The sequence below is a fragment of the Bacillus mexicanus genome (assembly GCF_050445615.1).
Taxonomy (GTDB): Bacteria; Bacillota; Bacilli; order Bacillales; family Bacillaceae; genus Bacillus; species Bacillus mexicanus.
The window spans coordinates 869,740-885,881 of the sequence record NZ_JBCEYV010000001.1; the positions used below are offsets into that span (position 1 = coordinate 869,740).

General features: G+C 45.1%; 1 protein-coding gene. It reads left to right on the forward strand.

Features of this window, described 5'->3' with window-relative positions:
• Positions 1–14: 14 nt before the first annotated feature.
• Positions 15–16,103, forward strand: coding sequence for an amino acid adenylation domain-containing protein (locus AAGG74_RS04780; RefSeq protein WP_429674689.1), 16,089 nt, complete (start codon positions 15–17; stop codon positions 16,101–16,103).
• Positions 16,104–16,142: the final 39 nt, after the last annotated feature.

Genomic DNA, 16,142 nt, shown 5'->3' on the forward strand with positions numbered 1-16,142 from the left:
AATGAGGTGCTCCAATGTCGGTATTTAAAAATCAAGAAACGTATTGGGAAAACCTATTTGATGAAGATGACAGCTTAAGCGCATTCCCTATCTTTAAAGCAGCAGATAAAGCGTCATTGACCCGTACTGGCTATCAGGAAAAATATATTTGCCGTTCCTTATCACCGGACGTATCTCAAAGAATAATGACGATGGCTAATCATTCTGAAATGGCAGCCTATTTGATTTTATTAGCAGGGATTGAATGCTTGCTGTATAAATACACTGATCGAACGAACCTGATTTTGGGCATTCCAGCCGTATCGAAGCAAAAAAGCAGTCAGTCAGCCATTAACAGCATTGTCCTGTTCAAAAATAAGCTTTCAAGCGAGAGCACATTTAAAACCTTATTCGAGCATCTGAAAGAAGCTGTTACTGATTCTCTGAAAAATCAAAGCCTGCCGTTCCGAAAAATGGTCCAGCATCTACATGTAGAATACAATGATGAACGTCAGCCGTTGATTCATACTGTCGTTTCACTGAACGAAATTCATTCCTTGCGATTTAAAGAAGACACTGCAGCCGATACGCTGTTTCACTTTGATTTGGAGAACAACGGGATTCAATTGAAGCTTTTTTATAATAGCAATCTGTACGATGAGCGTTATATGGATCAAATTGTATCCCATTTGGATCAGCTGCTGTCCGTGATCTTGTTTCAGCCTCAAGCGCCGATCCATACGGCAGAAATCATATCCGAACCGGAAAAACAGAAGCTTTTGTTTGATTTTAATGACACCAGCGCAAATTACTCCGGGAGCAGAACTGTTTATCATTTATTTGAAGAGCAAGCAGAAAGAACGCCTGATCACAAGGCCGTCAAGTTTAAAAACGACCACATGACATACAGGGAATTGAATGAAAGGGCTAACCGTTTGGCAAGAACATTGCGTAATGGAGGGGTTCAAGCCGATTCGTTAGTCGCCATTTTGGCTGATCGTTCATTAGAGATGATCGTATCCATTTTAGCCATTTGGAAGGCTGGGGGCGCTTATGTGCCCCTGGACCCTGAATATCCAATAGAACGGCTTCAATATTTGCTTCATGATGCGAAGCCAGATATTCTCCTTGTTCAGCATCATTTAAAAAGCAGCCTCACCTTTGACGGCTTGACGATTGATCTTAATGATGAAACATCTTACCATGCCGATGACTCGTCATTATCATCAATAGCGGAACATAACCATTTAGCCTATGTCATATATACCTCGGGCACAACCGGAAAGCCGAAAGGGGTTATGGTCGAACACGGCGGCATTGTGAACTCGCTCCAGTGGAAGAAGGCATTTTTCAAGCATTCTGCCAAAGATCGCGTGCTTGTCTTGTACCCGTATGTTTTTGATGCGTTCATTTTAAATTTCTTCGGCCCGCTCATCTCTGGTGCAGCTTTGCATCTTTTGCCAAATGAAGAGAATAAAGATCTTTTCGCCATTCAAAAGGTCATGAAACAAGAAAGAATCACACATTTTTCAACTTCTCCCCGTCTTCTAAAAACCATGATCGAACATATGAACGCGGACGACTTCATTCATGTTCAGCATGTTGTTGTAGGAGGAGAGCAGCTGGAAACAGATACAGTTGAGAAGCTGTATTCTCTGCAGCCTCACATTCGAATTAATAATGAATACGGACCTACAGAAAATAGCGTCGTATCTACCTTTCACCCTGTTCAGTCTGCTGATGAACAGATCACAATCGGCAAACCGGTGGCCAATCACCAAGCCTATATTTTAGGAGCCCACCACCAAATCCAGCCAATCGGCGTACCGGGAGAGCTGTATGTCGGAGGAGCCGGCGTGGCCCGCGGCTATCTCAATCAGCCTGATTTGACGGAAGAAAAGTTTGTTCAGCATTTGCTCCTGCCTGACCAAAAGATGTATAAAACGGGTGATCTCGCCAGATGGCTGCCAGATGGAAGAATTGAATACTTAGGGCGAATCGATCATCAAGTGAAAATCAGCGGATACCGTATCGAAATCAGCGAGGTAGAGGCCGCCATGTGCCATATCGAAAATGTTCGTGAAGCTGTGGTTGTTGCGCGGGAAAACGAAGACGGAACTAAGCAACTGTATGCCTATTATGCCGGCGAGTCTTCTTTGACCGCTGCACAATTTAGAGACGATTTGTCCCGCAAACTGCCGAATTACATGATTCCCTCCTTTTTTATCCATTTGGAACATATCCCGCTCACTTCCAATGGAAAAATTGATTTGAAAGCTTTGCCTGCTGCGGAAGAAAAAAATATGCGGACGGATAACGAATACATAGCACCGCGAAACACAATCGAAGAACTGCTGGTGTCGATCTGGCAAGAAGTATTAGGGGAAGAGCGCATAGGAATACAGGATCATTTCTTTGATTTTGGCGGAGATTCGATTAAATCAATTCAGGTGTCTTCCAGATTATATCAAGCCGGATACAAGGTTGATATGAAGCATTTGTTTAAATCCCCTGCGATTGCTGACTTAAGTCAATTTGTAGAACCGATCGGCAGAATGGCCGATCAAGAGGAAGTGAAAGGCAGCACAAATCTGACCCCGATTCAGCATTGGTTTTTTGAACAAAAAATGCCGCAAGCACACCATTACAATCAGGCCGTCATGTTATATGCGCCGGAAGGGTTTAAAGAGGGGCCGCTTCGCAGGACAATGGAACACATCGCCTCACATCACGATGCCTTGAGAATGATTTTTGAAGAAACACCGAACGGATATGCACCGCGAATTACAGGAACAGATGAAAGTGAATTATACCATCTGGAAGTGATGGATTATAAAGGGGAAACCGACCCGGCTCAAGCGATCGCCGGTAAAGCGAATGAGATTCAAAGCAGCATGGTATTAGAGCAGGGGCCTTTGATGAAGCTTGGTTTGTTCCAATGTCCAGACGGAGATCATTTGTTGATTGCGATTCATCACTTGGTAATTGACGGCGTATCGTGGCGCATTTTACTTGAGGATTTTGCAAGCGGTTATGAGCAGGCGGAGCGCGGACAAACGATCCAGCTTCCGCAAAAAACAGACTCATTTCCATTCTGGGCAGATCAATTGTCCAAATATGCGACAGAAGCAGATATGGAGCAGGAGATTGCTTATTGGGCTGAGCTTTCAAGCATAAAGCTGCAGCCATTGCCTAAGGACAATATCTGTGAAGGTTCATTATTAAGTGACAGCGAAGAAGTGACGATTCAATGGACAAAAGAGGAAACGGAGCAATTATTAAAACAAGCGAATCGTGCCTATAACACGGAAATCAATGATCTGCTGCTGACTTCGTTAGGTCTGGCCATTCACAGATGGACAGGTATAGAAGACGTTTTCGTGAATGTGGAAGGACACGGGCGAGAACCAATTATTCCAGATGCGGATATCTCCCGCACGATAGGCTGGTTTACAAGCCAGTACCCTGTCGTACTGAGGATGGAAGCCGGCAAAGATCTGTCACAGCGCATCAAGATTGTGAAAGAAGGGCTGCGCCGTATTCCTGATAAAGGGATGAATTACAGCATCATCAAATATGTATCCGGACATCCGGAAGCTGCAAGCCTACAACTGAATCCGGAAATATCGTTTAATTACTTGGGACAATTTGATCAAGACCTGAAGCATCAAACGTTGCGCGTGTCGCCTTATTCCACAGGAGCATCGATGAATGAAAACCAAAAGAGAACGGCCGTGCTTGATGTGAACGGCATGATTGCTGAAGGCAAATTATCGCTGACACTGAGCTACAGCAATAAACAATACGAAAAATCGACTATGGCGCAATTTGCTCGCGGTTTGAAAGAAAGTCTGCAAGAAGTCATTGCGCATTGTGTAAGCCGGGAGCAAACTTCCCTGACGCCAAGCGACACCCTGTTAAAGGACATCACAATAGACGAACTGGAACAGCTTTTAGAGCAGACGCGTGAATTAGGCGAAGCAGAAAATATGTATCCATTAACACCGATGCAGAAGGGCATGCTGTTTCACAGCTTGTTTGATCCGAATTCAGGTGCTTATTTTCAGCAAACGATGTTTGATCTGCATGGAGATTTGAATATTGATTCATTTTCAAAAAGCTTGGATGGCTTATCGCAAAAATATGATATTTTCCGAACGAATTTTTACAGAGGCTGGAAAGATCAGCCGCTGCAAATCATATTCAAAACGAAAAAAATCGGTTTTCAATTTATTGACTTACGCGAGATGAAAGCACCACAAAAAGAAGAGATGATTCAGCAGTATGCCAGAAAAGATAAGATGCAAGGCTTCGACTTAGAAAAAGGCGCGTTAATGCGGCTGCTGATTCTTCGTACTGATGAAAAGGCCTACCGTTTCATATGGAGTTTTCACCATATTTTGATGGACGGCTGGTGTCTGCCGCTGATTACAAAAGAAATATTCGAGCATTACTTTGCCTTGCTTCACAAAAAGCAGCCTGAACAAACACCGATGACTCCATACAGTCAATATATTGAATGGCTCGGCCGGCAAGATGCAAAGGAGGCTATGCGTTATTGGGATCAATACTTGGAGGGATATGAAGAACAGACCAGCCTTCCTAAGGATCACCATGCGGCGGAAGAACGATATGTACCAGAGAAAGTGACGTGTGAAATAAGCCCCGACCTCACATTAAAAATGAAGCAAACGGCCGGACGGCGCCACGTCACACTGAACACGCTGCTGCAAACGGCATGGGCGGTTTTGCTGCAGAAATATAATCGAAGCAGAGACGTTGTGTTTGGAAGTGTTGTATCGGGAAGGCCGGCTGGAATTCCAAATGTGGAAACGATGATCGGCTTATTCATTAACACTATTCCCGTGCGGTTCCGATGTGAAGCTGGGACAACGTTTGCCGAGCTTATGAAAGACGCGCAGGAAAGGGCTATAGCGTCTCAACAATTTGAGACGCACCCGTTGTACGATATTCAAGCACGTACAACGCAAAAGCAAGATTTAATTACACATTTAATGATATTCGAAAATTATCCGGTTGATCAGTATATGGAAAACATCGGCCGGCAAAATGGATCATCTATTACCATTTCCAACGTGCAAATGGAAGAGCAGACCAACTATGATTTTCATTTGACCGTTATACCGGGCGATGCGATGAACATCCTTTTTGAATACAATGCCAATGTGTATGAGCGAGAAAGTATTGAACGGGTACGGAAGCATTTTATGCACATTTTGCAGCAGGTCGTGACTGATGCGGATATCCCCGTAGAGCAAGTGGAATTGTTAACGGAAGGTGAAAAAAGAACCCTTCTTCATACGCTGAACGACACGGCCGCATCGTTTCCGCAGAAACCGGTTTATCAATTATTTGAAGAGCAATCGCAGCGTACACCCGATCAAGCAGCCGTCATCGATAAAGACAGTCAGCTCACGTACGCAGAGCTCAATAAACGGGCAAACCAACTGGCGCGAACGCTAAGAGCGAAAGGCGTGCAAGCAGATCAGCCTGTAGCCATCATCAGCAGAAATAGTATCGAATCAGTGGTTGGAATCCTCGCCGTTTTAAAATCAGGCGGAGCCTATGTCCCTATAGATCCGGAATATCCGCAAGACCGCATTCGGTATATGCTGGATGACTCCGAAGCCGAAATCGTTTTGTTGCAGCAAGATATCAGGGAGCAGCTTTCTTATGAAGGCGTCACTATTTTACTTGATGATGAAAGCTCGTATCATCAAGATGCCTCTTATCTTGAACCGCTCAGCAGTACGAACGATTTGGCATATATCATTTATACATCAGGTTCCACAGGCAGGCCAAAAGGCGTACTCATCGAGCACCGCGGCTTGACCAATTATATTTGGTGGGCGAAAGAAGTTTATGTAAAAGGCGAGAAAGCCAACTTCCCGTTGTACTCGTCAATCTCCTTTGATCTGACGGTGACTTCTATTTTCACACCGCTTGTCACAGGCAATACGATCATCGTCTATGACGGAGAGGACAAAACAGCTCTGCTTCAATCGATTGTGCAGGACCAGAGGGTGGATGTCATGAAATTAACCCCAGCCCATTTGCAGGTTTTAAAAGAAATGAACATCGCCGATCAATCGGCTGTCCGGAGAATGATTGTGGGCGGGGAAAATCTAAGCACCCGGCTAGCCCAAAGTATTCATGAACAGTTCGAAGGCCGAATTGACATATGCAATGAGTACGGGCCGACGGAAACCGTTGTCGGCTGCATGATTTACCGTTATGATGCCGTAAAGGACAAGCGGGAATCGGTACCGATCGGAACAGCTGCGGCAAACATGAGCATTTATATCCTTGATGAGAATAGGAAACCTGCCCCGATCGGCGTCCCGGGAGAAATCTATATCAGCGGCGCTGGTGTGGCAAGAGGATATTTGAACCGTCCGGAATTGACGGCAGAGAAATTTGTCGATGACCCGTTTGAACCCGGAGCCAAGATGTATAAGACAGGGGATTTGGCGAAATGGCTGGCTGACGGAAACATTGAATATGCGGGCAGAATAGATGAACAAGTAAAAATCAGAGGCTATCGTATCGAATTAGGCGAGATCGAGGAGGCATTGCTTCAAGAAGAAGCGATCAAGGAAGCGGTCGTTACAGCAAGAGTTGATGTCCACGGGTTTAAACAATTGTGTGCTTATTACGTGAGCGGCGGACAAATAACAGGAGCCCAGCTCAGGAAACAATTGGCTCACAGCTTGGCGAATTACATGATTCCAGCTTATTTTATCGAGCTGGATGAAATGCCTTTAACTTCTAACGGAAAAATAAACAAAAAAGGGCTGCAGGCTCCGGATTTCGATCTGCAGGACAGAGCAGCGTACAAGGCTCCTCGAACAAAAATGGAAGAAATATTAGTTTCTGTCTGGGAATCGGTATTAGGTGCTGAAAATGTTGGTATTATGGATGATTTCTTTGATCTTGGCGGAGATTCCATTAAATCCATTCAAGTGTCCTCCAGATTAATTCAACAAGGATACAAAATGGAAATCAAAGATTTGTTTCAATACGCCACAATTGCCGAGTTAAGTCCGCATATTAAGCAGAATCTGCGTATAGCCGATCAAGGTGAAGTCAAAGGAGACGTCAGTCTGACTCCTATTCAGCATTGGTTCTTTGATCACATAACAGTCGATCCGCATTATTATAATCAAGCCGTCATGCTGTATGCGCCGGAAGGTTTCCAGGAATCAGCGCTTCGGCAAACCCTGCAAAAGCTTGCTGAACATCATGATGCGCTCCGCATGACGTTCCAGACTACGGAAAATGGCTACGAAGCACAGAATGCAGAGATTGCCCAAAGCGGACTGTACCACTTAGAAGTCCTGGACCTGAAAGAAGATTCCGATCCGAGGCGGACAATTGAAGCCAAGGCTGACGAGCTACAAAGCAGTATGAATTTAAGTGATGGACCGTTACTGAAAGCTGGGTTGTTTCAGTGCGCAGATGGAGACCATTTGCTCATAGCCATCCATCATTTAATTGTGGACGGGGTTTCATGGCGCATTCTGCTGGAGGATCTTGTTAGCGGGTACAAGCAAGCCGAAAACGGGCAAGTGATTCAACTGCCGCAAAAAACAGACTCTTTCCAATTATGGGCCAAGAGGCTTTCGGAATATGCACAAAGTGAAACCGTAAAACAAGAACAGGAGTATTGGGCAAAGATCGAACAAACCGAAGGAAAACCGCTGCCGAAAGATTTCCATGAAACACATACGGCTGCAAAAGACAGTGAAACAGAAACCGCGGAATGGACGAAAGAGGAAACGGAGCTGCTATTAAAACAGGCGAATCGCGCTTATCATACTGAAATAAATGATTTGCTTTTAACTTCTCTCGGTCTTTCCATATCGCATTGGTCAGGACTGGAACAGATCCCGATTCATTTAGAGGGACACGGAAGAGAACAGATTATGCAAGATGTGGATATCTCCCGTACGGTTGGATGGTTCACAAGCCTTTATCCGGCTGTCCTTCATATACAGCCAGGCAAAGAAATTTCTGATTACATTAAAACGACTAAAGAAGGACTGCGTCAAATTCCGCATAAAGGGATTGGATATGGAATAGCAAGGTACTTAAGCAGCACAATGCCATCGAAACTCAATCCTGAGATCAGCTTTAACTATCTAGGGCAGTTTGACCAAGATTTGCAGCAGCATGCGATTCAATTATCTTCTTATTCCTGCGGTTCCGACTCGAGCGGAAATCAAGCAAGACCGTATGTACTGAATATAAACGGAATGATCACTGAGGGCCGTCTGAGGCTTGTGATCAGCTACAGCCGCAAACAATACGAAAGAAAAACGATCAAGCGGTTATCAGAAACGATTCAAAGCCAGCTGCGGACAATCATTACACATTGCGTTCAGAAAGAACAATCAGAACTGACACCAAGCGATATATTGTTAAAAGGCATGTCCATTGACGAATTGGATCAGCTTCTCCTTCAACTGCCGCATTCAAGTGAGATCGAAAACGTGTATCCGCTCACCCCGATGCAGAAAGGAATGCTCTTTCACAGCTTGCTGGATGAGGACTCACATTCTTATTTTGAACAAGCATCGTTTAGTATTCAGGGAGAGTTAAAGATTAATTGGTTTAAAGCAAGCCTTGAACGATTATGTGAAACATACGCCGTGCTCAGAACCCGTTTTTACAGCGGCTGGAACGATACTCCTTTACAAATTGTCTATAAAAAGCAAAAACCGCAAATTCATTTTGCAGATTTGCGTGACATAGAGGAGCCTCGGCGCGAGGATGAAATCGCAGCCTATCAAAAAGAGGACAAGGCAAAAGGATTTGACTTGGCTCGGGACCCGCTGATGCGCATAGCGATTTTCCGTATGGAAGACCGCAAATATCATCTGATTTGGAGCTTTCATCATATTGTGATGGACGGCTGGTGCCTGTCTCTTATTACAAAGGAAGTATTTGAGCATTATTACGCTTTGCAAAAAGGCAGGGAAACAGAAGCGCCATCCGCCGCTCCTTACAGCGACTATATCGAGTGGCTTGGCCGTCAAGATCAGGGAGCGGCTAAACGGTACTGGTGTGAGTATCTTGACGGCTATAAGGGTGAAACGCGATTTCTTCATAAAAGACCGCAGCATGAACAAAAAGCATATGCTTATGCCAATGTGAGCTATGAATTAGACCCGGAACAAACAAAACGGCTGCAGCAAATCGCAAATCAGCATCAAGTGACATTAAATTCGTTGATCCAAACGTTGTGGGGAATTTTATTACAGAAATACAGCGGGTCTGGGGATGTCGTCTTTGGCAGTGTCGTGTCCGGAAGGCCGGCGGAAATCCCTGGGGCGGAACAGATGATCGGCCTGTTCATCAATACCATACCAGTTCGCATCCGCTGTGATGAGGACAGCTCTTTTATTGAAACGATGCAAATGGTTCAACAAAATGCACTGGCCTCCCAAGCATACGATACCTACCCTTTATACGAAATTCAGGCCCAAACGGAACAAAAGCAAAACTTAATTGATCACATACTGATCTTTGAAAACTATCCGATAGGGCAGCAGGTTGAAGAGGCAGGTCATCATGATACGGAACTGAGCATCACGAATTTTCATATGCAGGAACACTCCCATTATGATTTGAATGTGGTTGTTATACCTGGCGAACAGCTGGCCGTTCATTTCGGTTTTAATGAAAATGACTATGAAAAATCAGAAATGGAGCGGCTCCGCGGACATTTTGAACAGCTCATGCAGCAAGTATTACAGAATCCATCAGTCAAAATAGAAGAATTAGAGCTTTTGACTCAGCAAGAAAAAGAACATCTGCTCAGTCATTTTCAGTCTAGCGACATGCAATACCAGCGTGATCAAACGATTCATGAGTTGTTCGAGGAACAAGCGCATCGTACGCCGGACCATACCGCGGTTGTATTCGAGGGTAAACAATTAACCTACGGGGAACTGAACCGGCGGGCCAATCAGCTTGCGCGAACCTTGCGGGCAAAAGGAGTGGGGGCGGATCAGCTTGTCGGCATTATGACTGAACGCTCTCTGGAGATGATGATAGGCATTTTGGGAATTTTAAAAGCGGGCGGTGCATATTTGCCTATAAATCCTGATTCTCCGTCTAACCGCATCCGTTATATTTTAAATGATTCAGGCATCAGTGTATTGCTTTATCGCGGACAGCTGCAGGATAACATCGACTTCTCAGGGACATGTATCGATCTCATGGAGGAACATGCCTATCATGAAAATGACAGCAGTCTTGCACTCTCTTATCAGTCCAGTCAACTGGCCTATGCCATTTATACTTCCGGTACGACAGGCAAACCTAAAGGCACGTTAATTGAACATCGCCAGGTCATCCACCTGATAGAAGGGCTGAGCCGCCAAGTATACTCTGCCTATGAGTCGGATCTGAATGTAGCCATGCTCGCTCCATATTATTTCGATGCTTCTGTTCAGCAAATGTATGCTTCTTTGCTATTAGGTCATACCCTGTTTATTGTTCCAAAAGAGGTCGTATCAGACGGTGCAGCCTTATGCCGTTACTATCAGCAGCATTCTATTGATATTACCGACGGAACACCTGCCCATTTAAAACTCTTATTAGCCGCAGGGGATTTACAGGGAGTCACGCTTCGGCATCTTATAATCGGAGGAGAAGCTCTTTCCAAAACGACGGTAAATAAGCTCATGCAATTATTCGGCAAGCATGCCGCTGCGCCTGCGATCACCAATGTATATGGCCCTACTGAAACTTGCGTAGACGCGTCCTTGTTCAACATTGAGTATTCTGCCGATGCCTGGGCTCGCAGTCACATTCATGTCCCTATAGGCAAGCCGTTAGGCAATAACCGCATGTACATTTTTGATTCCAAAAAACGGCTGCAGCCGGCAGGCGTCCAAGGCGAGCTGTATATAGCAGGGGACGGTGTCGGTCGGGGTTACTTGAACCTGCCGGAGCTGACGAATGAAAAATTTGCGGCCGATCCGTTTGTCCCGGCGGAACGAATGTATAGAACCGGTGATCTGGCCCGCTTTCTGCCAGATGGAAATATTGAATTTATCGGCCGGGTTGATCATCAAGTGAAAATTCACGGTTTTCGAATCGAGCTCGGTGAAATAGAAACGGTCATGATGAACGTTCCTGATATACAAGAAACAGCCGCAATTGCCCTTAAAGACTCAGATGGAGAATATGATCTATGCGGATACTATACTGCGAACAAACCAATACAGATCAGTGAACTTCGTGAAAGGTTGTCCCGGCATTTACCGGCGTATATGATACCAACTCATTTTGTGCAGCTTGATCAAATGCCGCTGACGCCAAATGGGAAGCTTGACCGGCAGTTATTACCGGCTCCGGTCAAAGGTCGAGACAGAAGCACGGAATACGTGCCGCCGCAGACTCCGGCAGAAATCCAGCTGACAGCCATTTGGCAGGACGTTCTCGACTTAGAGCAGATCGGGATTCGAGATCACTTTTTTGATATTGGAGGACACTCTCTGCGGGCAACCGCGCTTATCGCAAAAATACAAAAGCAAATGCAGGTCCAAATTCCTTTGCGGGACGTATTCCGTTTCCCAACCATTGAACAGCTCGCGCGGGAAATCACGAAAACTGAGCTAACTGGGTATGCCGCTATTCCCGCAATTGAAAAAAGACCTTATTATCCGGTATCCTCGGCCCAAAAACGATTGTACATTCTTAATCATCTGGAAGGCGGAGAACTCAGTTACAACATGCTGGGACTGATGGCTGTCGAAGGTAAGCTTGACCGTGATAAGCTGCAACAAGCCTTCCGCACGCTGATTCAGCGTCACGAATCTTTGCGCACCGGTTTTAAAATGGCCGGCGGAGAACCTGTTCAGTATGTCTTAGATCACGCAAAGTTCGAAGTAGAGTGGTATCAGGCAGAAGAAAATGAAGCGGACATTTATATCCGCCAATTTATTCGTCCGTTTCATCTGGAGGAGCCGCCGCTGCTTCGCGTAGGGCTGATTGAATTTCAACCTGACCGAGGAATTCTCATGTTTGATATGCATCACATTATTTCTGACGGAACATCCATGAGCGTATTGATTAAAGAATTTATTCGGACATATAAAGGAGAGATATTGCCGCCTTTACGCATCCAGTACAAGGACTACGCAGTATGGCAGACCGGAGAAGCACGGTTACAGCAGATCCAAAATCAAGAAGCCTATTGGTTAGAGCTTTACAGCGGCGACGTTCCTGTCCTTCATCTGCCGACCGATTATATCCGGCCGTCGACACGTGATTTTGCGGGAGCCACGATGCATTTTACACTTGATAAGCAAAAAAGTGACGGGTTGAAGCAGCTGGCATCCCAAACAGAATCTACTTTATATATGGTGCTCTTAGCGTCTTATACATTATTGCTTTCAAAATACAGCGGTCAGGAAGATATTATTGTCGGCAGTCCTATAGCGGGGAGACCGCACGCGGATTTGGAACCGATTATCGGAATGTTTGTGAATACATTGGCGATGAGAAATTACCCTGAAAAAGGGAAAACGTTCACTCAGTATCTGTCCGAGGTGAAGGAGAATGCCTTAAAGGCTTATGAGAATCAGGATTACCCGTTCGAAGCGCTGGTCGACCAACTGAATATTGCCAGAGACTTGAGCCGCAATCCATTGTTTGACACCATGTTTGTGCTTCAAAACACGGAGCAGGAACAGTTAGAGATAAATGACATCACTTTTCAACCCTATCCAAGCGAACATACGATGGCTAAATTCGATTTAACCTTAACAGCTGTGGAAGCAGACGTTTGTATTCATTTCACGATGGAATATTTGACCGCTCTGTTTAAACCAGAAACGATCGAACGCATGATCGGTCATTTTGTGCAGCTGATTGATTCGATTATCAAACAGCCTGAGGCAAAGCTGGCCAGATTGGATATGATGACCCAAGCAGAGAAGAGTGACATTCAGCTACGATTTAACGATACCGGAATCACAGAAAAACATATTCCGCCAGCGATTCATCAGCTTTTTGAGCAGCAGGCTGCGCTTAACCCAGACCATGAAGCCGTCCTGTTTGAAAATCAGACGCTGACTTATCGTCAGCTGAATGAACGCTCCAATCAGCTGGCGCGCGTCCTTCAAGATAAGGGGGTAAGCACTGATCAGGCGGTTGCCGTTCTCACCGAGCGCTCAGCAAATATGATCATCGGCATTTTAGCCATATTAAAGGCCGGCGGAGCATTTCTTCCTATCGATCCGGAACTTCCTGATGAACGGCGGACTTTTTTGATGAAAGACAGCGGAGCCGATGTGCTATTGACTAGTGCTGGCCATACCATCCCGCGGCTCTTTGAAGGGGAAGTTCTGCTGCTTGACGATCCGTTACTATATCAAGGCGGTACCGACAATCTTCATCTTTCGTATTCGGAAAATGACTTAATGTACGTCATTTACACATCTGGTACAACAGGGAAGCCAAAAGGAGTTCAAATAACGCATAAAACGATGACGAATCTGTTCGTACATGAACGAGATCATACACAGCTGCGTTTTGACAGAGTGCTGCAATTTGCCGCCATGAGCTTTGATGTTTGCTATCAAGAAATGTTCTCCGCACTTTCAAGCGGAGGAACACTATGTATCATCAGCGATGAGGCAAAACGGGAAGTGCGTCAGCTCAATGAATTTGTCAAAAAGCACAATATACAGACAGCATTTCTTCCGACCGCGTTCCTTAAGCTCCTCGCCTCAGAGACACACTATTTCGAACCGTTTGCTGAGTGCGTGGATCACATCATCGCCGCAGGAGAACAGCTCATCATAACAAATATGCTGCGCGACATGCTGAGACGCCACCAGGTCACACTGCATAATCATTACGGTCCGTCAGAGACGCATGTCGTGACCATGTATACCGTTGATCCGGATAAAGATCAGGAACTTCAGCCAATCGGCAAACCGATTTCAAATACAGAGATTTTCATTTTGAATGAAGCAGGATCGCTTCAGCCTGTCGGAATTGTCGGTGAGCTATGTATTTCAGGGAGCAGTTTAGCCCGAGGTTATCATAACAAGGAGTCTTTGACGCTCGAAACATTCGTTCCGCATCCATTTGACCCGAATCAGCGGATGTACAAAACAGGCGATCTGGCCCGTTACCTTCCTGACGGAAACATTGAATATGCGGGAAGAATGGACCATCAAGTCAAAATTCGCGGTTACCGAATTGAGCTCGGTGAGGTGGAGGCCGCTCTTTTAAAACATGTACAGGAAGCAGTTGTCCTCTCAAAAGAAAATGCAGATGGGCAAAGCGATTTGTATGCTTACTTTACAGCGGAACAATCAGTTTCGATCAGTCAGCTAAAAGAAAAACTTGCAGGGCAAATACCAGGCTATATGATTCCGTCATACTTTATCCAACTGGAAAAACTGCCGCTAACTTCGAATGGAAAAGTAAATCGGAGAGCATTGCCAATTCCTGAAGCAGGTTTGCATACAGGAACCGACTACGTTGCTCCGCGAACGAGCATGGAAGAGCAACTGGTATGTATCTGGCAAGACGTTTTGAAGGTAAAAGAAATTGGCGTGAAAGATAACTTTTTCGATCTGGGCGGCCACTCATTACGGGGGATGACGCTCATCGCTAACATTCATAAGCAATTCAGCAAAAACATTTCTTTAAAAGAAGTCTTTCAATATCCGACCGTTGAAGAAATGGCAAAGATCATTACTGAAGCTGAGGACATCGGGCCGGAGACCATTCCGCCTGCCAAAGAAAAAGATGTTTATCCTGTATCCTCCGTGCAGAAGATGGTTTACTTGTCGACACAAATCGAAGGCGGCGAACTTAGCTACAATATGCCGGGAATTCTTACATTAGAAGGGAAAATTGATATAAATCGCTTACAAACTGCTTTTCAAAGACTGATCCAGCGTCATGAATCACTGCGTACCGGATTTAAAATGGTCCGCGGAGAGCCGGTGCAGGTGATCAAACCGCAAATGGAGTTCTCTATAGAAAGATATAAGGCAGCACCTGACGAGGTTGAGGAATGTTTCCGCGCCTTTGTTCGGCCATTCGATCTCAGTCAGGCTCCATTACTTCGGGCGGGACTCATCGAGTTGGAACAAGACCGGCATATTTTCATGTTTGACATGCACCACATCATAACGGACGGCGTCTCGATGAATATTTTTGTCGAAGAACTGATTCAATTGTATGACGGCAAAGAGTTAGCTCCGCTCCGTATTCAGTACAAAGACTTTACTGAATGGAAACATCAAAAAGAACAAAGAGAACGAATCAAGAAGCAGGAAACGTATTGGCTCGGTGTATTTCATGAAGAGCTTCCGTCATTCGAGCTGCCGAAAGATTTTGCGAGACCGCCTGTTAGAAGCTTCGATGGCAAGCAGCACAATTTTACACTTGATAAGACTGTCGTACAAGGTATAAAGCAGCTGGAAGACTTGACCGGATCGACCGCTTATATGATTTTGTTTTCTGCCTATTCCATACTGCTTGCTAAATACAGCGGCCGGGATGATTTCGTCATCGGTACGCCTATTGCGGGGAGACCATATGCAGATTTGGAACCCATCATCGGTATGTTTGTCAATACATTAGCCATCCGTACCGCTCCGATGGCAGAAAAGACATGTATGGACTATATAAAGGAAACGAAAGAAACGATGCTGGAGGCTTATGAAAATCAAGAATATCCTTTTGAAGAACTTGTAGAAAAACTAGGTGTAAAACGGGACTTAAGCCGCAACCCATTGTTCGATACGATGTTTGTCCTGCAAAACACAGAACAAACGGATATTGAAATAGACTCTCTCGCCGTCAAATCTTATGAACAAACGAATACAACAGCTAAATTTGATTTGCAGCTGACCTTCGTAATGGACAAAGATGAAATAAAAGGCAGCTTTGTCTACTGCACGAAGCTATTTAAAAAGAAAACCATTTCTGTATTGGCCGAGGATTACATCATGATCCTCTCGGCGATTTTGCGAAACCCATCCGTTCTTTTAAAAGACATTCAATTAAGCGAAAAAGTAAACAAAAACAAACATCTCGCAAGCACAATCGAATTGGATTTCTAATTATAGACGGCAGCGGCCGTCCCGGCACAATTGCCGAGG

Excerpts from the sequence above, each read along its gene's own strand:
- AAGG74_RS04780 (WP_429674689.1), top strand. The coding sequence starts at position 15 with ATGTCGGTATTTAAAAATCAAGAAACGTATTGGGAAAACCTATTTGAT.